Source organism: Kitasatospora sp. NPDC059646 (assembly GCF_042734615.1).
Classification (GTDB): Bacteria; Actinomycetota; Actinomycetes; order Streptomycetales; family Streptomycetaceae; genus Kitasatospora.
On sequence record NZ_JBHWDS010000087.1, the window covers coordinates 1 to 19,759 of the forward strand.

Genomic DNA, 19,759 nt, shown 5'->3' on the forward strand with positions numbered 1-19,759 from the left:
ACCACCGAGTTGCGCAGGCAGACCCACTGGTAGCCGCCGTCCCGGCGGGAGAGTCTCAGTTCGGCCCGGCCGCCCTCGGCGCTGGTGCGCAGCAGCAGTTCCAGGTCGTCGGGGTGGACCAGGTCGACGAAGCGCTGCTGGCGCAGGGTGGCCCGGGGCCGGCCGAGCAGCCGGCAGAGCGCGTCGTTGACGCGGGTGAGCTGGCCGCAGCCGTCGCCGTGCAGTTCGGTGATGGCCATGCCGCTGGGCGCGTACTCGAAGGCCTGCCGGAAGGACTCCTCGCTGGCCCGCAGGGCCTGCTGCTCCTTCTCCAGGCGGGCCAGGGCGCGCTGCATCTCGGCCCGCAGCCGGGCGTTGCCGATGGCGATGGAGGCCTGCAGCGAGAACATCTCCAGGGCCTCGCGGGTCCACGCGCCGGGGCGTTTGCCGCTGCGCGGGCGGTCCACCGAGAGGATGCCGAGCAGGTCGCCGCCGGCGCTGTACATGGGGGCGAGCAGGACGTCGGCGGGGTGCCAGTCGTTGTCGTAGACGGGCAGCGGGCCGTCGCCGGTCCAGGCGGGAATGTCGGTGCCGATGGCCCAGCCGCGGTCGTGCGGGAGGAAGCGCAGGGTGCCCCAGTGGTCGGCGACCTGGAGCATCCGGTCCCAGGACTCGCGGGAGCCGACCTGGCCGAGCAGGACGGCGGGGCCGCCGAAGGCGGTCTCCTCGATCTCCCAGACGGCGGCGATCACCAGGTCGCCGTCGGGGCGGACCAGGCTGACGGCGGCGGCGTCGAACCCGAGCCCGTGGACCGCGCCCTCGACGACCGCCTGCAGGGTTCCCGCCAGGCTCCGGGCAGCGTTGAGGTCCGCCACGACCCGGTGCAAGGTGCGGAGGGTCGCGAGGCGGACGTAGGGCTCCGACTCGGCTTCCATGCGGGGGCTCCCCGGCTGCTTCGGATAGTTCTTGAAAGGTTGTCGTCCGATTGCCAGAAGAACTGAATCACAGCGAGCACTCCGATAGGCACGCTCGGTCAGCAATAGCCTGTGAGTGTGACTCAAATCACATAATGATCAAGTGATGATCGTATTCGGAAACTCCGGGGAACACCAGGACGCCCACCGGGCGACTTCCGCCCGCACGCTCGGCCCTGCGACCGACCCGGCCTACGACCAGGGCCCGATACCGGCGCGCCCGACCGGGGACTACCGTGCGGTACGTGTACAGCTCCCCGCAGTCCCCCACGTCCCCCGCCGCTCCCGCCCCGGTCGCGGAGGCCGGCGCCACCCCCGAGGAGTTCCGCGCCGCCCTCGGCCAACTGGCGGCCGGCGTCTCGCTGGTGACCGTGCACGACGCCGAGGACGACGAGGACGCCGGCATGACCGCCACCTCGTTCCTGTCGGTGTCGCTGGAGCCGCCGCTGGTACTGGTCTCGGTCCGCCAGGACTCCCGGATGGACGACCTGCTGGCCCGGGCCGAGACCTGGGCGGTCTCGCTGCTCGCCGAGGAGCACCGCACCCTGGCCTCGCGCTTCGCCATGAAGGGCCGGCTGAGCGACCGGCTGCTGTTCGCCGACACCGCCTGGCACCGCGGCCCGCACTCCGGCGCCCCGCTGATCGACGGCGCGCTGGCCACCGTGGAGTGCCGCACCGAGCAGCGCATCCCGGCCGGCGACCACACCCTGGTGCTCGGCCGGGTGCTCGCCGCGCGGGTGCCCGCCCCGGCCGGCCGGCCGCTGGTGTACTTCCGGGCCGGCTACCGCCAGCTCGGCTGAGCGGCCGTCACTCCGGCCGGATCCGGCCGCGCCCCTGCTTCAGCGAGGCGCGGTGCCGCTTGTTCTCCAGCCGGCGCTCGACCATGCCGCGGCTCGGCCTGGTGGCCCGCCGGGCCTTCGGCGGCGGCGCCGTCGCCTCGCCGAGCAGGGAGGCCAGCCGGGCCGCGGCGACCTCGCGGTTGCGCCACTGCGAGCGGTGCTCGGAGGCGCGCACCGTCAGCACCCCGTCGACCAGCCGGGAGGCCAGCCGCTCCAGGGCGCGCTCCTTCCACACCGGCGGCAGCGCGTCGGAGGCCGCCAGGTCCCAGCGCAGCTCGACCTTGCTGTCGGAGGTGTTGACGTGCTGGCCGCCGGGGCCGGAGGAACGGGAGAAGCGCCAGACGAGCTCGGCATCGGGGACGACCACCGAACCCCGTACGCGCACGGGCTCTGTCATGCCGCCCATCATCCCGCCCGGGCAGGGCCGCCGTCACCTGGTTAACCCGGCACAATGGCGGGCGTGATCGAGCTCGGCTACTCCCTGTCCAACCGCTTCCCCGACCCCCCGCAGACCGACTACCGCACCGCCCCGGTCCGGGCGCTGCGGCACGACCTGTTCGCCGGCGACGTCTACCTGGAGACCGACGAGGGCGCCGGCGTGGAGACCCGCTGGGGCTGGGTGCCGGTGCTGGACTTCGCCTGGGCGCTGTGCGACATCGTCGAACGCCTGGACGACGACCCGCGCGGCAGCCGGGAGGCCCGGGTCCGCACCGAGGACCTCGACTTCACCCAGAACACCGAACTGCTGCGCTTCGCCCGCCGGTTCGGCTGGGTGGAGATCACCGCCACCTGGCGGCCGGACGACGAGCCGCTGGTGGTCCGGCACGCCGAACTCCGCCGGGAGGCCCGGGACTTCCTCCAGGACGTGCTGGCCGACCTGACGGAGCTGCACGAGGACCTGGCCGACAATCCGAACATCTGGACCGTGCAGGGCCGGTACCCGAGAATCTGACCCGGCGTCGGGCGGGGCCGGACGGGGGAAAGAACCGTCCGTCCACCAAGTGGTGGAACCAAAGGCCGCCCGTCCCGCGTTCTCTGGGCAAAACCGACCGAAGGGACACCACAGACCATGCCCGTGAGCCTCTCCAAGGGTGGCAACGTCTCGCTGACCAAGGAGGCCCCCGGCCTGACCGCGGTCACCGTCGGCCTCGGCTGGGACGTCCGCACCACCACCGGCACCGAGTTCGACCTGGACGCCAGCGCGATCGTCCTGAACGGCGAGGGCAAGGTCTACTCGGACCGCCACTTCGTCTTCTTCAACAACACCAGCACCCCGGACAGCACCGTCGTCCACACCGGCGACAACCGCACCGGCGAGGGCGACGGCGACGACGAGCAGGTCAACGTCAACCTGGCCGCGCTGCCCGCCGACGTCACCCGGATCACCTTCCCGGTGTCGATCTACGACGGCAACAACCGCGGCCAGAGCTTCGGCCAGGTCCGCAACGCCTACATCCGGGTGCTCAACCAGGCCGGCGGCACCGAGATCGCCCGCTACGACCTGTCCGAGGACGCGGCCACCGAGACCGCGATGATCTTCGGCGAGCTGTACCGCAACGGCGCCGAGTGGAAGTTCCGCGCCATCGGCCAGGGCTACGCCTCCGGCCTGGCCGGCATCGCCCAGGACTTCGGCGTCAACGTCTGAGCCGCCGTCACCACGTGAAAGGGCCCCCGCTCCGACCGGAGCGGGGGCCCTTTCACACCGTCACGCCTTCACACCGTCACGGCCGGCCGGCCCGCAGCTCGGGCAGCTCCAGCAGCTCGGTCTCGTCGTGCGCGGTCAGGTCGACCACCTCGGGCTCGGTGTCGGACTCCGCGTGCTGGTGGCTCGGCGCCTGCTCCACCGCGCGGTGCGCGGGCTGCCCGGCGTCCACCGGCGCCGTCTCCAGCACCGCGTAGCGCTCGCTGTCGGCCACCGCCTCGTCGCCCACCACGTCCGCCAGGTCGCCGACCGCCGGGGCCGGCGCGGCCGCCCGCAGCGCGGCCCGGGCGCTGCCCGGACGGCCGAAGAAGCTGAACGCCGCCGCCCGCGGCCGCTGCGGGGCCGCCGGGGCCGCCTGCTCGCCGTCCTGCGGGCGCGGGGCGGGCAGCGCCGGGCCGACCGGGCGCAGCGCCGCCGAACCGGTGGCCTGCACCGGCTCCGGCATCTTCGGCCGGAGCTCGACCTGGGCCCGCTCGTCCACCACGCGGCGTGCCTCGGCGACCGCCGCCTGCCGCTCCAGGTGCCGCATCGCGGCCTGGGCGCGGACGTACGCGGCGGGCGTGACGGGGTGCTTGGGGCGGGACGCCTCCAGCGCCTGCCGGGCCGCCTCCGCCTCCTTCAGCGCCTGCTCGGCGACCAGCACGGCCCGCTCGCGCAGCAGCCGGGCGATCTCGGTCTCCGCCTTCGCCAGCCGGGACTTCTCGGCGGTCAGCCGCCGCCCGAAGCGGGTGGCCCGCTCCTCGGCGACCTCGGCCGCGTACTCGGCCTCGGCGATCTGCTCCTCGTAGCGCTCCTCGGCGCGCAGCCGGCGCTCCATGGCGACCTCGGCGGCGGTCCGGGCGGCCCGGTCGCGCTGCCGCAGCACCAGCGCCAGGCCGACCACCGCGACGACCGCGGCGACCCCGACCGAGCGGGCCACGATCTGGTCCGGACTGGCCACCAGCGCGGCCACCGCCGCGACCACGAGCACACCGGAGGCGACCGGCGGCAGCGACCGGCCCAGGACGGAGGAATGACGGTGGCGTCCGCGAGGCATGGCTAGAAACTAGCGTGCGAATCGCGGCCCTGTCAGCCTCGCCCCCCATTCCGCCCTTGACACGCCGACAGAAACACGTGCCGCATCCGCACCGGCACCGCCGGTGACCAGTGGGGCGGGGCGGTCAGCGCGACGAGGCGGCGGTGCCGCGCGGGTGGTCGGGGTCGTCGTGGTCCTCGGGCAGCCTGCAGATGTGCTGCAGCCACAGCGCCACCGCGATCACCGCCGCGCCGGCCAGCACCGCGAACAGCGCCGTCGCGGCCTGCGAGCGGCGGGCGGGCACGTCCAGCGAGCCGAGCAGGAACACGCCGACGCCGCCGTAGACGCCGGTCACCACCGCGGACACCAGCGCACTGGCCTGCCCCAGCACCAGCGCCCGCGCCGCGTGCAGCGGATCGACCCGCTTCGCGCCGGGCTGCCGCTCCCGGATCGCCTTCAGCCGCGACCGCAGCGAGATCGCCGCGGCCAGCAGCACCACGGCGATCGCCGCCAGCACGAACGGCGCGTACGCGGGCACCCCGGGCAGCGTGCCCAGCGAGTCCCACAGCCGGGCGCCGCCCCAGGACAGCACCCCCGTGATCGCGGCGATGCCGAGCAGCAGGCGGAGACGGAGCGGCTTCACGCGGACGGGCTTCCTTCCCAGTGGTTCGACCCGGTCTGGTACGGCCCCGGGGTCCGACGGGGCACGGCGACCAGCCCACCGTACCGGCCGGGCCGCACCCGCAGGGAGCTACGCCCCTGCCCCGTCGGAAGTTCCCGGGCGGCTCACTCCGGCAGGCGCAGCTGCAGGTCCGCGCGCAGCCGCACGCCCTGCGCCTCGGGGCCGCCGAGGCCGGCCAGCAGTTCGGTGACCGGGCCGTGGCCGGGCACCTCGGCCTGCGGGTCGGCGTCCTGCCAGGGGGCCAGCACGAAGGCCCGCTCGTGGGCGCGCGGGTGCGGCAGCGTCAGCTGCGGGTCGTCGCTGCGGACGCCCTCGTAGGCGAGGATGTCGACGTCCAGGGTGCGGGCGCCCCAGCGGACGGTGCGGACCCGGCCGAAGGCGTCCTCCACGGCGTTGGCCCGCTCCAGCAGGTCCCGCGGCGGCAGCGAGGTGCGCAGCACCGCGACGGCGTTGAAGTAGCTCGGCTGGTCGGCGGGGCCGCCGACGGCGTCCGTCTCGTACACCGCGGACAGCGCGGTGACCCGCACGCCCGGGGTGTCCTCCAGGGCGTCGACGGCGCCCTGGAGGGTCTCCAGGCGGTTGCCCAGGTTGCTGCCGAGGGCGACCGCGGCGGTCCGCGACTCGTGCAGGGTGGATTCCACGCGGTCCACCTTGCCCTGCAGGTCGAACGTGGTCGGCGTGGCGGTCGGGTCTGTGGTGGCCATGGGAGTTCCCTCCGCTCGGGCTCCACCGGGCGCCATCAGGCGCGGCCCCGGCGGATCGTGATGGTGACGTCGTCGAACGGGACGGTGATCGGGGCGTCGGGCTTGTGCACGACGACCTCGACCTCCTCGACCACCTCGTGCCGCAGGCACTGGTCGGCGATCCGCTGGGCCAGCGTCTCGATCAGGTCGACCGGGTCGCCCGCGATCACCGCGGTGACCTCCTCCGCGATCACGCCGTAGTGGGCGGTGCGGGTCAGGTCGTCACTCGCGGCGGCCGGCCGGGTGTCCAGGAACAGCGTCAGGTCGACGACGAAGGTCTGCCCCTCGATCCGCTCCCGTTCGAAGACGCCGTGGTGGCCGCGGGCACGGAGCCCACGCAGGGTGACGCGGTCCAGCACAAGAATCACTGCTCCCAGCTGACGGCCCCGCCGGGGCGGGGACCGGCGGGCACCGTCGCCCGCCGCCCCTCGAATCTACCTTCGAGGACCGACCGCCCCGGACCGCCTCCCCGGCCGCCCACCCGATCGGACCGGCCACCGCGGCCCTTGACGGACGGCGGTTCAGTCGTCCTCGTCGTCCTCGTCGTCGCCGCTGGTGAGCACCGGCGACCCGTGGTGCGACCACAGCTTCCAGCCGTCCGCGGTGCGCCGGAACACGTTCGTCGACACGACCTTCCCGCCCACCAGCGGCCCCAGTTCGCCCTCCTCCTCGGGCTCGCCGCCGGACAGGATGTTCTCCGTGCAGGTGACGAGCGCCACATCGCCCTGCACGTCCACCTCGACATCCGTCAGGAAGAACTGGATGTACTCGGTGTTCGCCATGATCAGCATGTACGACCTGGTCACCTGGGCCCGGCCGACCAGCGCCGGCCAGCCCGGGTGCACGCAGAACACGCCGCCCTTGTCGTCCGCCTCGCCCGGCCCCAGCCAGATCGACTCGACGGCGTCCAGGTCGCCGTTCTCCAGTGCCTCGTACAGCGCCTGATTGGCCGCCAGCACGGCCTCCTCGTCCGGTTCCAGCGCCGCCGCCCGGTCGTTGCCGCTCACTGCCTCCGCCACGCCTACCCCCTCTGCGCCGCCTGCTCCCAGGCCGCGACGACTCGTACGGCGTCAGCCGTGCCGGACACGTCATGGACCCGTACCGCCCAGGCACCCGCCTTCGCCGACAGCACCGAGACCGCCGCCGTCGCGTCGTCCCGCTGCCGCGCCGGGCGCAGCTCCCCGGTTTCCGGGTTGGCCAGCAGCGTACCCAGGAAGCGCTTGCGCGAAGCCGCGACCAGGACCGGCCGCCCCAGCGCCGTCAGCGCGTCCAGCCGGCCCAGCAGCGCCCAGTTGTGCGCGCTCGTCTTGGCGAAGCCCAGGCCCGGGTCCAGGATCAGCTGGTCCTCCTTCACCCCGGCCGCGAGCAGGTCCTCGACCCGGTCGGTCAGCTCCCGCACCACGTCGGCGACCACGTCCCGGTACACCGCCTGCGCGTACATGTCCGCCGACTGCCCGCGCCAGTGCATCACCACGAACGGCGCTCCGGTCTCGGCGACCACGGCTGCCATCTCCGGGTCGGCGAGTCCTCCGGACACGTCGTTGACGATCTTCGCGCCCGCCTGCACCGCGGCCCGCGCCACGCGGGCCCGCATGGTGTCCACCGAGACCACCGCGCCGGCCCGGGCCAGCTCGGTGACCACCGGCACCACCCGGCGCAGCTCCTCGTCCTCCGTCACCCGGACCGCCCCGGGACGGGTCGACTCCCCGCCCACGTCGACCAGGTCGGCCCCCCGCGCCACCAGGTCCAGCCCGTGCGCGACCGCCTTCGCCGGGTCCAGCCACATCCCGCCGTCCGAGAACGAGTCCGGCGTGACGTTCACCACCCCCATCACCGCACAACGGTCGAGGACGGGCAGGCCAGGGAGGTTTTCGCTCATACGACCCATTATCGGCCGCACGGACGGGGCCGCGTGGGGCGGCCTCCCGCCCCGCGCGGCCCCGTCCGTGCGGCCGTGCGCGTTCCTACGCCGCCTTGCCGAGCTCGGCCGGAGCCGCCGGCATGAGCCCCTGCCGCTGGCGCTTGCGCCCGAACCGCGGCATGCCCAGCGTGATGAACGCCTCCGCCTGCATCGCGGCGAAGCCGATCCGCGGCAGGTCGCGGGTGTGCTGGTAGACCAGGAACCGGGGCTCCCAGGTGGGCTGGAACTTCGCGTTGAACTTGTACAGCGACTCGATCTGGAACCAGCGCGACAGGAAGACCAGCAGTCCGCGCCAGGCGCGCAGCACCGGCCCGGCGCCGATCCGCTCGCCGCGGGCGAGCGCCGAGCGGAACATCGCGAAGTTCAGCGAGACCCGCCGGATGCCCATCGCGCCGACCTCCTGGAGGGCGGCGACGATCAGCAGCTCGTTGAGGCCCGGGTCGGCCTCGCGGTCGCGGCGCATCAGTTCCAGCGAGATGCCGTCCTCGCCCCAGGGGACGAAGTGCAGCACCGCCTTCAGGTCGTCGCCGGAGCCGCTCTCCCCCTCCTCGGGCGCCTTGTGCGCCGTGACGACCACGCACTCGTCGTCGCCGGCGTCGCCGAAGCGGCCGAGGGCCATCGAGAAGCCGCGCTCGGTGTCGGTGCCGCGCCAGCGGGCCGCGGCATCGGCGATCTGGCGCTTCTCCTCCAGGGTGAGGTCGCCGACCCGGCGGACCTTGCAGGAGTAGCCGTTGCGTTCGATCCGCTTCACCATCTGGCGGACGTTGCGCATGGCGCGGCCGGAGAGCGAGAAGGTGGCGGTGTCGACGATGGCCTCGTCGCCGAGTTCGAGCGCGTCCAGCTGGGCCTCGCGGGTCCAGACCTCGCCGCCGACCTCGGAGCAGCCCATGACGGCGGGCACCCAGGCGTGCTCCCGGGCGGTGGTCATGAAGACCTTGATCGCGCCGGGCCAGGCCTCGACGTCGCCGACCGGGTCGCCGGAGGCGAGCATCACGCCGGAGACCACCCGGTAGGAGATCGCGGCCTTGCCGGTGGGCGAGAACAGCACGCTCTTGTCGCGGCGCAGCGCGAAGTAGCCGAGCGAGTCGCGCCGGCCGTGCCGGGCGAGCAGCTCGCGGACCTTCAGCTCGTCCTCGGGGGTGAGCTCGGGCTCGGGCTTCTCCGGGCGCAGCGCCAGGTAGGCGGTGGTGAGCGCGGTGACCAGGCCGAGCGCGCCGAGCGAGTAGCCGACCAGGTCGCCGACCCGGTCGGTGGTGTAGTGGATCGGCCCCTCGAAGCCGAACAGGCCGTAGGCGACGTGCTCCAGTCGCTGGAACAGCGACGGGTCGCCGACCTCGGCCTTCCAGCGGACCGAGACGATGACCAGGCCGAGCAGCACCGAGACGGTGCCGAGGACGACGAAGTTGAGCACCGCGCGCCAGCGGGTGCGCGGGTCGGCCTTGGCGTAGAACTCGCGCTGGTGGACCAGCATCACCGCGAGCAGCGCCAGCGAGATCGCGGCCTGGCCGAACTGGTGCCAGCGCAGCAGGTGCAGCGCGGCGCCGATCGGCAGCAGCACGCAGACGGCCCGCCAGGCGCGCCGCTTGCGGCGGCGCAGCGCGTGCGCGAGCAGTACCAGCAGCATGCCGACCATCAGGGTGCCGGCGGCGGCCAACGTGGTGGTGCCGCCGGGCAGTTGCCCGGCCCAGACGTGCATCCGGGTGAGCCGGAGCCGGGGGAAGACCGCACAGGCGATGTCGATCAGTCCGATGACCAGGCAGGCGTAGCCGACCACGCCCGGAAGCCACTGCCGCGGCACGGCGGACGCCTGGGACCGAAGCGCCTGCAGCCCCCGCCGGCGGGGCTGGTCGGTCGTGGTCTCAGCGGACACGGGAGCGCTCATGAGAACCCAGCCTAGAGGCACCCGGGCGGTGCGCGCGCACCCCGGGCGCCGGGTTGTGATGAACCTTCATGACTGTTCCTTTTTCTGGCAATCCGCACGTCAAGAGGGGTCCATGGGGCGGAGGGGTCCGTCCGCCCGGGGCCCGGCCCGAACGGCCGTGCTCGTCGTACCGGGGGACGCGACGGGTACCACCGATGCCGCACCCGTGGCCGCCGGCACGGCGGTTCGGCGCGATTCCAACCGGTGGACGCCGCATTCTAGGGCGACGGTTCCCGTTCGCGCAGTCATCCGGTCGTACTGGTTTCCGACGCTCGGTCAGACTACCCCCACTCGCATCCGACGGACCGTCAGACCACGATGACCGAGCGGGAGTCGAGAGGATCGGAAGGCATGGAGCTGACCAGCCGGACACTGGTGTACGCGCTGATCGCGGTGGCCGTGGGGGCCCTGATCGCCACTCTCTGGCTGTGGCCGCGGCTGTCGGCGCAGCGCCCGCTGCCGGTGCTCGGCCGGCTCGGACTGCTGACGGTCACTCAATCGGCGGCGCTGTCGGTGCTGCTGCTGTCGGTGAACAACGCCTACGGCTTCTACACCTCCTGGAACGACCTGCTGCGCCCCGGCGCGGCCGCCCCGCTCGCGCTGACCTCGGCGCGCACCCCCGGCGCCGTCCCGGACGGCGACCGACTGGTCCAGCCGACCGACGAGGGCGGACTGGAGACGGTCAAGGACGTGCTGCCGGCCGGCAAGCCCGAGGAGGTCGGCCGGGTCGACTCGGTGCGGCTGACCGGCACCGAGTCGGGATTGTCGGACCAGGTGTTCGTCTACCTGCCGCCCGAGTACTTCAATCCCCGCTACAGCCGCGAGCACTTCCCCGTGCTGGTCGCGCTGGCGGGCTACCCCGGCCCGACGCTGAACCTGGTCGACAGCCTGCACCTGCCGCAGACCGCCGCCGAACTGCAGCACTCGGGCCAGATGGCGCCCACGGTGATCGTGATGGCCCGCCCCACCGTCACCCCGCCGCGCGACACCGAGTGCGTGGACGTCCCCGGCGGGCCGAAGACCGAGACCTGGTTCGTCAAGGACGTGCCGACCGCGCTGCGCTCGGCGTACCGGCTGGGCCGCGCGGCGGAGTCCTGGGGCGTGTTCGGCTACTCGACCGGCGGGTCCTGCGCGCTGCGGCTGGCGATGCGCCACCCGGACGCGTACCACACCGCGGCCGGGATGCACCCGGACTACACGGTGCCGAACGACCGGTGGACGGACGGCGACCTGTTCCGGGGCGACGCGGACGCGGCCAGGCAGTCCGACCTGAACTGGCGGCTGAAGAACCTGCCCGCGCCGGCCGCGTCCCTGCTGGTGGTCTCCACCCACGCGGAGGACGACTACCAGGCCACCCAGAAGTTCCTCGCCAGTGCGAAGCAGGCCGCCGAGAACCACCCCGAGTTCCTGGTGGACTCGCTGATGCTGCCGGACGGCGGCCACTCCTTCGAGACCTGGCGCCGCGAGCTCCCGGCCACCCTGGAGTGGCTCAGCGACCACCTGGCGCGCCCGCAGGACCGCGAACCGCGGCCCTGACCCGGACGCCGGACGGCCGCCCGGCCGCTCCCTACCGGCCGATGATCAGGCTCATCGCCTCGGCCCGGGTGGCCGGGTCCCGCAGCTGGCCGCGAACCGCCGAGGTGACGGTGGTGGCGCCGGGCTTGCGGATGCCGCGCATCGACATGCACATGTGCTCGCACTCGATCACCACGATGGCGCCGCGCGGCTCCAGGATCCGCATCAGCGCGTCCGCGACCTGGCTGGTGAGGCGCTCCTGCACCTGCGGGCGGCGGGCGTACACGTCGACCAGCCGGGCCAGCTTGGACAGGCCGGTGATCTTGCCGCTCACGGACGGGATGTAGCCGACGTGCGCGACGCCGCGGAACGGGACCAGGTGGTGCTCGCAGGTGGAGTACACCTCGATGTCCTTGACCAGCACCATCTCGTCGTGGCCGAGGTCGAAGGTGGTGGTGAGCACGTCCTCCGGCTGCTGCCACAGGCCCGCGAATATCTCGCGGTAGGCGCGCGCGACCCGGGCCGGGGTCTCCAGCAGGCCCTCGCGGTCCGGGTCCTCTCCGACGGCGATGAGCAGCTCGCGGACGGCGTTCTCGGCCCGCTTCTGGTCGAACTCGCCGACGGGGGGCTCACCGTCGAGCGTCACCGGATCGATCATGCGTGCCTCGCTGCTCGTCAGAAGGAAAGGTTCCGTGCAGCACGAATGCCGCGCCTCCAGGGTACAAACCCCGGAAACGCGGCATCCATTCCGAACAGGTGTCCGGTCGATCAGCCCTCGACCTGGCCGCCGTCGGCCGGCGGCAGCTTCACGATGTCGACCGGGCTGTCGGCGCCGGAGGCGGCGCCGTTGGTCAGCGCCAGCTCCTTCGGCGACTGCACCGGCGGCCGGGTGGACGGGGTCCGGCGGGACGAGCCGGTCCACGCCGGACGCGGGGGACGCTTGATGACCGGAGCGAAGACCTCGGCGATCTGCTCCTTGTTCAGCGTCTCCTTCTCCAGCAGTTCGAGGACCAGGTTGTCGAGCACGTCGCGGTTCTCGACCAGGATCTCCCAGGCCTCGTTGTGCGCGGTCTCGATCAGCTTCTTGACCTCCTCGTCCACCAGCCCGGCGACCTCTTCCGAGTAGTCGCGCTGGTGGGCCATCTCGCGGCCCAGGAACGGCTCGGAGTCGGAGGAGCCGAACTTGATGGCGCCGAGGCGCTCGCTCATGCCGTACTGGGTGACCATCGCCCGCGCGGTGGCGGTGGCCTTCTCGATGTCGTTCGAGGCGCCGGTGGTCGGGTCGTGGAAGACCAGTTCCTCCGCCGCCCGGCCGCCCAGCATGTAGGCGAGCTGGTCGAGCATCTCGTTGCGGGTGGTCGAGTACTTGTCCTCGTCCGGCAGCACCATGGTGTAGCCGAGCGCGCGGCCCCGGGACAGGATGGTGATCTTGTGCACCGGGTCGGAGTAGTTGCAGGCCGCCGCGACCAGGGCGTGACCGCCCTCGTGGTACGCGGTGATCTTCTTCTCCTTGTCGGACATGATCCGCGAACGCTTCTGCGGACCGGCCACGACGCGGTCGATCGCCTCGTCCAGCACCTGGTTGTCGATCAGCTTCTTGTCGGTGCGCGCGGTGAGCAGCGCCGCCTCGTTCAGCACGTTCGACAGGTCGGCGCCGGTGAAGCCGGGGGTGCGCTTGGCGACGGCCGACAGGTCGACGTCCGGCGCGATCGGCTTGCCCTTCTGGTGCACCTTGAGGATGTCCAGACGGCCCTGGAGGTCCGGGCGGTCGACGGCGATCTGCCGGTCGAAGCGGCCGGGGCGCAGCAGCGCCGGGTCCAGGATGTCGGGGCGGTTGGTGGCGGCGATCAGGATGACGCCGCCCTTGACGTCGAAGCCGTCCATCTCGACCAGCAGCTGGTTGAGGGTCTGCTCGCGCTCGTCGTGGCCGCCGCCGAGGCCCGCACCGCGGTGCCGGCCGACGGCGTCGATCTCGTCGACGAAGATGATCGCCGGGGCGTTGGCCTTGGCCTGCTCGAACAGGTCGCGGACCCGGCTGGCGCCGACGCCGACGAACATCTCGACGAAGTCGGAACCGGAGATCGAGTAGAACGGGACGCCCGCCTCGCCCGCGACGGCGCGGGCCAGCAGGGTCTTGCCGGTTCCGGGCGGGCCGTACAGCAGCACGCCCTTGGGGATCTTGGCGCCGACGGCCTGGAACTTGGCCGGCTCCTGCAGGAACTCCTTGATCTCGTGGAGCTCCTCGACGGCCTCGTCCGCGCCCGCGACGTCGGAGAAGGTGGTCTTCGGGGTGTCCTTGGTGAGCAGCTTGGCCTTGGACTTGCCGAACTGCATGACCCGGGAGCCGCCGCCCTGCATCTGGTTCATCAGGAACAGGAAGACCACGACGATGATCACGATCGGCAGCATCGAGAAGAGCAGGCTGACGAAGGTCGACTGCTTCTCGGGGCTGACGGTGTAACCGTCGGCGATCTGACCGGCGGAGTACCGGTCCTGGAGCTTCTTGGCCAGGTCGGCGGCCTGCTGGTCGCCGGTGTAGGAGGCCTGGAAACGGGTGCCGGACGGCGACTTGCCGTTGGCTCCCGCCTTCAGCTTCTGGCCGTCCTGCAGCTGGATCTTGATGAGGTTCGAGTCACCGGTGGTGAGCTGCGCCGACTTCACCTGGTTGCTGTCGATCGCGCTGATGATCTGACCGGTGTCCGCCGTCTTGTAGCCGCTCGAGTCCGAGACGAGCTCCATCAACGCGAACACGGCGAGGGCGGCCAGCACGACCCACATGATCGGCGCACGGAAGTATCGCTTGACGTCCATCCATGCGGGGCGTCACCGCCCCGTCCCTCCTGCCATTCAACGGGCGCTGGTCGGCCGTCGGCCGCGGCGCATCCGATATGTGCTCGTCAGACGAGCGGTTGATTGGACCGTACCGCAGCGCCCCCCGCTCACGACGGGATCACACCACGGTGCGGCCTATTTTCCTACCCCCGCACAACGGGTGGGAACAGGGCACTGTTCCCACCCGTCGCCCGAACGGTTCAGCCCCCGTAGACGTGCGGCGCCAGCGTGCCGATGAACGGCAGGTTGCGCAGCTTCTCCGCGTAGTCCAGGCCGTAGCCGACCACGAACTCGTTGGGGATGTCGAAGCCGACGTACTCGACGTCGATCTCGACCTTGGCGGCGTCCGGCTTGCGCAGCAGGGTGCACACCTTCAGCGAGGCCGGGCCGCGCGAACCGAGGTTGCCGAGCAGCCAGGACAGCGTCAGGCCGGAGTCGATGATGTCCTCGACGATCAGCACGTCACGACCGGCGATGTCGGTGTCCAGGTCCTTCAGGATGCGGACCACGCCCGAGGACTTGGTGCCCATGCCGTACGAGGAGACCGCCATCCAGTCCATGGTCACCTGGCTGTGCAGGGCCCGGGCCAGGTCGGCCATCACCATCACGGCGCCCTTGAGGACACCGACCAGCAGGAGGTCCTTCCCGGCGTAGTCCTGGTCGATCCGCGCGGCCAGCTCCACCAGCTTGGCGTCGATCTCGTCCTTGCTGATGAGCACCTTCGCGAGGTCTGCGCCCATGTCGTTCTGGTCCACCGGGGATACGTCCTCAAACGTTCGGGGTCTGGGTTCGGCGGCGGCGGTACGACCTGTTCGTGCTCAGTCGCCCTGCCGCCGAAACACCAGCGTGCCACACCGGCGCACGGCTTCGACGCCCCCGGGTAGGTGCAGCGGGCCCTGGCCGCGCCAGCCGGTGACCAGCGAGTCCACGGTTTCCAGGTGCCGGGCGAACAGGTCGCCGGCCGGGGAGCCCGCGCGCAGGGCGGCGCGGCGGAGCACCCGGCGGCGCACGGCGGGGGGCAGTTCGGAGAGCTTGCCCACGTCGAGCGCGCCGTCGGGGGCGCGCAGGTCGCGCTCGGCGAGGGCGGCCCACTGGTCGAGCGCGTCCGCGTCGTCGCGGAACAGCCGGGCGGTGCGGGCCAGCGCCTCGACCACGCCGCCGCCGAGGTGCTTCTCCAGCACCGGCAGCACCTCGTGGCGGACCCGGGAGCGGGTGTAGGCCGGATCGGTGTTGTGCGGGTCGTCCCAGACCGGGATGGACTGCGCGGTGCAGGCCTGCCGGGTGGCGGCGCGGTCGAGCTCCAGCAGCGGGCGGCGGTAGCGGCCCTTCTGCGCGGGCATGCCGGCCAGCGAACGGGCGCCGGAGCCGCGGGCCAGGCCGAGCAGCACGGTCTCCGCCTGGTCGTCGCGGGTGTGGCCGAGCAGCACGGCGAGCGCGTCGTGGCGTTCGGCGGCGGAGTCCAGCGCGGCGTACCGGGCCTCCCGGGCGGCGTTCTCCGGGCCGCCCTCGCGGCCGACCCGGACGGCGACCGCCTCGACCGGGTCCAGGCCGAGTTCGCGCAGCCGGACGGCGACCTGTTCGGCCCGCTCGGCGGAGCCGTCCTGCAGGCCGTGGTCGACGGTGACGGCGCCGACCCGCAGGCCGAGCTTGGGGGCCTCGAAGGCGGTGGCGGTGGCCAGCGCCATCGAGTCGGCGCCGCCGGAGACGGCGACCAGCACCAGCGGGGAGCCGGGGGCGGCCGGAGTGCGGGGCAGGCCCGAGGGGTGGCGGCGGGCGTTGCCGATCAGCGTGCCCGGCACCGTGGCGGTGGTGGCCAGCGCGGGCAGCGGGGCGGCCTGGGCGGGGGGCGCGGTGCGGGCGCGGACCGGCCCGCCGGGACTGACGCCGGCCTCGGCCGCGAGCTCGGCGAGGGTGCGGCGGACGGCGAGGCGTATCGCCGCGACAGCGGGGTGTGGGCCCATGGTTGGCACTCCTTGGCGGAGGGGGGGTACGGGACCGCCTGTCAGCTCTCGGTCACCAGGCGCTCACAGATGGTCGCAGAATCGGGCCACCGCCCACGCCACCCGCGCCAACGGCGGATCCACGGTCCCACGTACGGGTGAATGGTGAAACGTTACGGCTGCCGCCAGGTGTACGACTCGCGCGGTTGACCGTCCACCGGGGTCCGCGGCCGACGCCCGCGCGGCGTCCGGGCTCAGCCGACCACCCGGGCCACCCAGGACGCCGGGTCGTGGACCTCGTCCTTGGTGGGCAGCGTGTTCGGCGACGTCCACACCCGGTTGAAGCCGTCCATCCCGGCCCGCTCCACCACGCCGCGGACGAACACCGCGCCGTCCTGGTACTGGCGCAGCTTGGCGTCCATGCCGAGCATCCGGCGCAGCACCAGGTCGAGCCGGCCGCTGCCGCGGTCGCGGCGGCGCTGGAACTTCTCCCGGATCTCCGCCACCGACGGCACCACGGCCGGGCCGACGCCGTCCATCACCACGTCGGCGTGGCCCTCCAGCAGCGACATCACGGCCGTCAGCCGGGACAGGATCTCCCGCTGCGCCGGCGTCTGCACCAGGTCGGTGAGGCTGCCCGCGGCGGAGCCGTTGCCGCGGCCGCCGAAGCCCGGCAGGCCGCCGAGCGCCTCGCGCAGCCGGTCCAGCAGCGCCGACGGGTCGACGTCGGTCTGCGCCAGGAACTCCTGCACCTCCGACTGGATGTGGTCGCGCAGCCAGGGCACGGCGGTGAACTGGGTGCGGTGGGTCTCCTCGTGCAGGCACACCCAGAGCCGGAAGTCGTGCGGGTCGACGTCGAGTTCGCGCTCCACCTGGACGATGTTCGGCGCCACCAGCAGCAGCCGTCCGGGCACCGCGGTCAGGCCGCGGCGCGGCTGGTCGAACAGGCCCTCGGGGCTGTCCGGGGCGGTGGGCAGCTGGGCCGGGGCGAAGGTCTCGTACTGGCCCAGCACCTTCGCGGACAGGAACGCCAGCACCGCGCCGACCTCCACGCCGGTGGCCTTGGCCCCCACCGAGCCGACCGCCGCGGAGCCCGGGCCGTCCGGGCGGCGGGCCGCCAGCCGGTCGGTCAGCGGGCGGACCACGGTGCGGAAGCCCGCCACGTTGGCCCGCACCCAGCCCGGCCGGTCGACCACCAGGACGGGGGTGCCCGGGGTGTCCTCGCCCGTCCCCATCCGGGTGAACTCGCGCACGTGCCGCTCGGCCTCTACGGCGTGCCGGCGCAGCTCGGCGACCACCTTCCGGGCCTCTTCGCGGCCGATCCGGGGCCCGGGCCGGGCGAGGCGCACCGCGGTCGCCACCGCGAGATCCCAGTCGACCATCTCCGCACCGCTGTTCGCGCTCGTCATGCCCTCACGGTACGTGCTCGCCCCGGCCCGGGGGGAGACGGGCGCTGCGGCCCGCCCGCCCCCGGTCGGCCCGTTGACGCCCGGTCAGCGGGCCGGCGCGGTGTCAGCAGCCGCAGGCGGCGATCTTCGCGACGATCCGGTCGACGGCGGCGCGGGCCGCCTCCGGGGCGGCGCCGGTGCGGGTCATCAGGGCGAACGCCAGCACCCGCCCGTCGGCGTCGACCACGGTGCCGGCCAGCGTGTTGACGTTCGACAGCGAGCCGGTCTTGGCGCGCACGATGCCGGCCGCCTCGCCGGCCCCGGACTTGGCGCCGAACCGGCCGGCCAGGGTGCCGGTGAAGCCCGCGACGGGCAGGCCCGTGATCACCGGGCGCAGCTCCGGGTGCTGCGGGGAGGCGGCCGCGGACAGCAGCTTCACCAGGGTGACCGGCGGGATCTGGTTGGCCGACGCCAGGCCGCTGCCGTCGGTGAGCACCACGCCGGCCGTGGGCACTCCGAGCTTCGCCAGTTCGGCGGTGACGGCGGCGGCCGCGCCGTCGAAGCCGGCGGGCTGCTTGGCGGCGAGAGCGACCTGCCGGGCGACCGCCTCGGCGAGCTGGTTGTCGGAGGTGGTGAGCATCCGCTCGACCAGCCGCCCGATCTCCGGCGACTCCACCCGGGCCAGCTCGGTCGCGCCGGCGGGGGCGGCGGCCTGGCCGCCCTTCTTCCGGACGGTGACGCCCTCGGCCTTCAGCAGGTTCGCGAAGGCGTCGGCGGCCTGCCCGGCCGGGTCGAACACCCGGGCCGGCCCCTCGTCGGTGGAGCGCGGGTCGACCCGGCCCTCGTCGACCATCAGCGCGGTGACCGCGGCGATGTTCATCGCGTCGTGCTCCTTGTGCAGCACCGGGCCGCTGTACAGCGAGGTGTCGTACGAGAGCTTGACATCGGTGGTGCCGGCGGCCTTCAGCGCGGCGGCGGTGCGGCGGGCCAGGTCGGCCAGCGAGGCGGGTGCGCTCTCCCGGTCCACGGGGGCGCCGCCGACCCGGACCTGGTCGACGGGCAGCGCGGTCAGCGTGGGGTCGCCGCCGCCGACCAGGGTGATCTCGCCGGGGGCGCCCTGCACCACGGTGGTGGCGATCCGGTGGCCGGCCGGCAGCACGGCCAGCGCGGCGACGGCGGTGGCCAGCTTGGTGGTGGAGGCGGGCGTGGCCGGGGTGTTCTCGTTCGCACCGAACAGGAACTCGCCGGTGGCGGCGTCGGCGACCGCGTAGTTCAGCGTGCCCAGCGACTTGTCCTGCACGGTGGCGCCGAGCGCGGTGCGCAGCCCGCTGCCGGTCGGCACCCGGCTGTCGCCGGCGTCCCCGGCGGGCAGCACCGGGCCCTTGACCGGCACCGCGCGGTGCCGGTTGCCGCGGCGGTCCTGCCCGCCGGCCTTGCCGTGCCCGTCCTGGCCCTGGCCGTCGCCGCCCGGGTGGTGTCCGTCGTCGGCGCGCCTGCCGGGCCCGTCCGAGCGGCTGGCGCCCGGCGACGGCTGTGCCAGCGCCGGATCGGCGACCGTCAGCACCCCCGCCGCCAGCGCCACCCCCAGGACCCCCGCGAGCGCCGTTCTGCGCCCGCGCCCCGCCCCTGTCCCTGATCTCACCGACCGGCCCCTTTCCCGAGCACCCGCTGTCGTAGGAGACACTTGGATTCTGTCAGTCCCAACCTTGGAGGAACCGTTGGAGTTCGACGTCCTGATCGAGATCCCGAAGGGCTCGCGCAACAAGTACGAGGTGGACCATGAGACCGGTCGCCTCCGCCTGGACCGCATGCTCTTCACCTCGACCCGCTACCCGGCCGACTACGGCTACGTCGAGGGCACCCTCGCGGACGACGGCGACCCGCTGGACGCCTTGGTCATCCTGGAAGAGCCGACCTTCCCCGGCTGCCTGATCAAGTGCCGCGCCATCGGCATGTTCCACATGACCGACGAGGCCGGCGGCGACGACAAGCTGCTGTGCGTCCCGGCGACCGACCCGCGCTGGTCGCACCTGCAGGACCTGCAGGACGTGTCGGAGTTCGACCGCCTGGAGATCCAGCACTTCTTCGAGGTCTACAAGGACCTGGAGCCCGGCAAGTCCGTCCAGGGCGCCGACTGGGTCGGCCGGGCCGAGGCCGAGGCCGAGATCACCGCCTCGATCAAGCGCCTCCAGGAGCAGGGCGGCCACTGAGCCGCCGCGCCCTCCGGGGCGTCAGAAGCACCCGTGCGAGGGGCGGGAGTCCGATCCGCGCAGCCCCGCCCGGCACGATCGCGCAGGGCCCGAACACG

General features: G+C 73.2%; 20 protein-coding genes. 5 read left to right on the plus strand and 15 right to left on the minus strand.

What is annotated here, in order from left to right; all coding sequences use genetic code 11:
• Nucleotides 1-914 (minus strand): GAF domain-containing protein (locus tag ACFV1L_RS35220; protein WP_380374094.1); only part of this gene is annotated, 914 nt, incomplete at its 3' end.
• Nucleotides 915-1,198: 284 nt separating this feature from the next.
• Here ACFV1L_RS35220 and ACFV1L_RS35225 point away from each other — a divergent pair.
• Nucleotides 1,199-1,753 carry a flavin reductase family protein gene (locus ACFV1L_RS35225; protein ID WP_380374096.1) on the plus strand — a complete coding sequence of 185 codons (555 nt, stop codon included), beginning with the start codon at nucleotides 1,199-1,201 and terminating at the stop codon, nucleotides 1,751-1,753.
• Nucleotides 1,754-1,760: 7 nt separating this feature from the next.
• Here the strand turns inward: ACFV1L_RS35225 and arfB are convergent, their stop codons facing one another.
• Nucleotides 1,761-2,189 (minus strand): alternative ribosome rescue aminoacyl-tRNA hydrolase ArfB, encoded by a 429-nt coding sequence (gene arfB / locus ACFV1L_RS35230; protein WP_380374098.1) that lies wholly within the window; start codon nucleotides 2,187-2,189, stop codon nucleotides 1,761-1,763.
• A gap of 63 nt (nucleotides 2,190-2,252) precedes the next feature.
• Here arfB and ACFV1L_RS35235 point away from each other — a divergent pair, with 63 nt between their 5' ends.
• Together ACFV1L_RS35235 and ACFV1L_RS35240 are read left to right on the plus strand one after the other, a co-directional pair.
• Nucleotides 2,253-2,744, plus strand: a complete 492-nt coding sequence (locus ACFV1L_RS35235; protein WP_380374101.1) for a hypothetical protein — start codon at nucleotides 2,253-2,255, stop codon at nucleotides 2,742-2,744.
• A gap of 117 nt (nucleotides 2,745-2,861) precedes the next feature.
• Complete coding sequence (locus tag ACFV1L_RS35240) at nucleotides 2,862-3,437, plus strand: TerD family protein (RefSeq protein ID WP_380374104.1); 576 nt, start codon at nucleotides 2,862-2,864, stop codon at nucleotides 3,435-3,437.
• 76 nt (nucleotides 3,438-3,513) lie between these two features.
• Here the strand turns inward: ACFV1L_RS35240 and ACFV1L_RS35245 are convergent, their stop codons facing one another.
• The 7 genes from ACFV1L_RS35245 to ACFV1L_RS35275 all read right to left on the minus strand — a co-directional run bounded on the left by ACFV1L_RS35245 (nucleotide 3,514) and on the right by ACFV1L_RS35275 (nucleotide 9,737).
• Nucleotides 3,514-4,530, minus strand: coding sequence for a hypothetical protein (locus ACFV1L_RS35245; RefSeq protein ID WP_380374107.1), 1,017 nt, complete (start codon nucleotides 4,528-4,530; stop codon nucleotides 3,514-3,516).
• A 124-nt stretch (nucleotides 4,531-4,654) separates the two neighbouring features.
• Nucleotides 4,655-5,152 (minus strand): DUF3180 domain-containing protein, encoded by a 498-nt coding sequence (locus ACFV1L_RS35250; RefSeq protein WP_380374110.1) that lies wholly within the window; start codon nucleotides 5,150-5,152, stop codon nucleotides 4,655-4,657.
• A 143-nt stretch (nucleotides 5,153-5,295) separates the two neighbouring features.
• Nucleotides 5,296-5,895, minus strand: coding sequence for a 2-amino-4-hydroxy-6-hydroxymethyldihydropteridine diphosphokinase (gene folK / locus ACFV1L_RS35255; protein WP_380374112.1), 600 nt, complete (start codon nucleotides 5,893-5,895; stop codon nucleotides 5,296-5,298).
• A gap of 35 nt (nucleotides 5,896-5,930) precedes the next feature.
• Entirely contained in the window at nucleotides 5,931-6,290 is a 360-nt protein-coding gene (gene folB, locus ACFV1L_RS35260; RefSeq protein ID WP_043916702.1) for a dihydroneopterin aldolase, read from the minus strand.
• A 165-nt stretch (nucleotides 6,291-6,455) separates the two neighbouring features.
• Entirely contained in the window at nucleotides 6,456-6,953 is a 498-nt protein-coding gene (locus ACFV1L_RS35265) for a nuclear transport factor 2 family protein (protein WP_380374114.1), read from the minus strand.
• Nucleotides 6,954-6,955: 2 nt separating this feature from the next.
• A complete protein-coding gene (folP, locus tag ACFV1L_RS35270) occupies nucleotides 6,956-7,822 on the minus strand; it encodes a dihydropteroate synthase (protein WP_380374116.1) in 867 nt (288 codons plus the stop codon).
• A 76-nt stretch (nucleotides 7,823-7,898) separates the two neighbouring features.
• Nucleotides 7,899-9,737, minus strand: coding sequence for a phosphatidylglycerol lysyltransferase domain-containing protein (locus tag ACFV1L_RS35275; RefSeq protein WP_380374118.1), 1,839 nt, complete (start codon nucleotides 9,735-9,737; stop codon nucleotides 7,899-7,901).
• A 390-nt stretch (nucleotides 9,738-10,127) separates the two neighbouring features.
• Between ACFV1L_RS35275 and ACFV1L_RS35280 the strand changes: the two genes are divergently transcribed.
• Nucleotides 10,128-11,312: an alpha/beta hydrolase gene (locus tag ACFV1L_RS35280; RefSeq protein ID WP_380374121.1), complete on the plus strand. Its 1,185-nt coding sequence runs from the start codon at nucleotides 10,128-10,130 to the stop codon at nucleotides 11,310-11,312.
• 31 nt (nucleotides 11,313-11,343) lie between these two features.
• On the opposite strand, the gene folE is transcribed toward ACFV1L_RS35280, so the two are convergent.
• From folE to dacB, 6 genes are all read right to left on the minus strand, one after another.
• On the minus strand, nucleotides 11,344-11,949 hold the full coding sequence (gene folE / locus ACFV1L_RS35285; protein WP_035864926.1) for a GTP cyclohydrolase I FolE: 606 nt from the start codon (nucleotides 11,947-11,949) through the stop codon (nucleotides 11,344-11,346).
• 110 nt (nucleotides 11,950-12,059) lie between these two features.
• Nucleotides 12,060-14,102, minus strand: a complete 2,043-nt coding sequence (gene ftsH / locus ACFV1L_RS35290) for an ATP-dependent zinc metalloprotease FtsH (protein WP_380374123.1) — start codon at nucleotides 14,100-14,102, stop codon at nucleotides 12,060-12,062.
• A 221-nt stretch (nucleotides 14,103-14,323) separates the two neighbouring features.
• The gene (gene hpt / locus ACFV1L_RS35295; protein ID WP_035864922.1) at nucleotides 14,324-14,878 is read right to left on the minus strand and encodes a hypoxanthine phosphoribosyltransferase; all 555 of its coding nucleotides are present in this window, start codon (nucleotides 14,876-14,878) and stop codon (nucleotides 14,324-14,326) included.
• A gap of 63 nt (nucleotides 14,879-14,941) precedes the next feature.
• Complete coding sequence (gene tilS, locus ACFV1L_RS35300) at nucleotides 14,942-16,084, minus strand: tRNA lysidine(34) synthetase TilS (protein ID WP_380374126.1); 1,143 nt, start codon at nucleotides 16,082-16,084, stop codon at nucleotides 14,942-14,944.
• A 233-nt stretch (nucleotides 16,085-16,317) separates the two neighbouring features.
• Nucleotides 16,318-17,472: a zinc-dependent metalloprotease gene (locus tag ACFV1L_RS35305; protein WP_380374129.1), complete on the minus strand. Its 1,155-nt coding sequence runs from the start codon at nucleotides 17,470-17,472 to the stop codon at nucleotides 16,318-16,320.
• A 103-nt stretch (nucleotides 17,473-17,575) separates the two neighbouring features.
• Nucleotides 17,576-19,033 (minus strand): D-alanyl-D-alanine carboxypeptidase/D-alanyl-D-alanine-endopeptidase, encoded by a 1,458-nt coding sequence (dacB, locus tag ACFV1L_RS35310; RefSeq protein WP_380374132.1) that lies wholly within the window; start codon nucleotides 19,031-19,033, stop codon nucleotides 17,576-17,578.
• A gap of 136 nt (nucleotides 19,034-19,169) precedes the next feature.
• Between dacB and ACFV1L_RS35315 the strand changes: the two genes are divergently transcribed.
• Entirely contained in the window at nucleotides 19,170-19,661 is a 492-nt protein-coding gene (locus ACFV1L_RS35315; protein WP_176189503.1) for an inorganic diphosphatase, read from the plus strand.
• Nucleotides 19,662-19,759 lie beyond the last annotated feature (98 nt).

What these genes read in the sequence shown, in the direction of transcription:
- ACFV1L_RS35280 (WP_380374121.1), top strand. Translation starts at nt 10,128, where the DNA reads ATGGAGCTGACCAGCCGGACACTGGTGTACGCGCTGATCGCGGTGGCC.
- tilS (WP_380374126.1), bottom strand. Translation starts at nt 16,084, where the DNA reads ATGGGCCCACACCCCGCTGTCGCGGCGATACGCCTCGCCGTCCGCCGC.
- ACFV1L_RS35240 (WP_380374104.1), top strand. Translation starts at nt 2,862, where the DNA reads ATGCCCGTGAGCCTCTCCAAGGGTGGCAACGTCTCGCTGACCAAGGAG.
- folP (WP_380374116.1), bottom strand. Translation starts at nt 7,822, where the DNA reads ATGGGTCGTATGAGCGAAAACCTCCCTGGCCTGCCCGTCCTCGACCGT.
- ACFV1L_RS35305 (WP_380374129.1), bottom strand. Translation starts at nt 17,472, where the DNA reads ATGACGAGCGCGAACAGCGGTGCGGAGATGGTCGACTGGGATCTCGCG.
- ACFV1L_RS35275 (WP_380374118.1), bottom strand. Translation starts at nt 9,737, where the DNA reads ATGAGCGCTCCCGTGTCCGCTGAGACCACGACCGACCAGCCCCGCCGG.
- folE (WP_035864926.1), bottom strand. Translation starts at nt 11,949, where the DNA reads ATGATCGATCCGGTGACGCTCGACGGTGAGCCCCCCGTCGGCGAGTTC.
- ftsH (WP_380374123.1), bottom strand. Translation starts at nt 14,102, where the DNA reads ATGGACGTCAAGCGATACTTCCGTGCGCCGATCATGTGGGTCGTGCTG.
- folK (WP_380374112.1), bottom strand. Translation starts at nt 5,895, where the DNA reads ATGGCCACCACAGACCCGACCGCCACGCCGACCACGTTCGACCTGCAG.
- ACFV1L_RS35245 (WP_380374107.1), bottom strand. Translation starts at nt 4,530, where the DNA reads ATGCCTCGCGGACGCCACCGTCATTCCTCCGTCCTGGGCCGGTCGCTG.
- arfB (WP_380374098.1), bottom strand. Translation starts at nt 2,189, where the DNA reads ATGACAGAGCCCGTGCGCGTACGGGGTTCGGTGGTCGTCCCCGATGCC.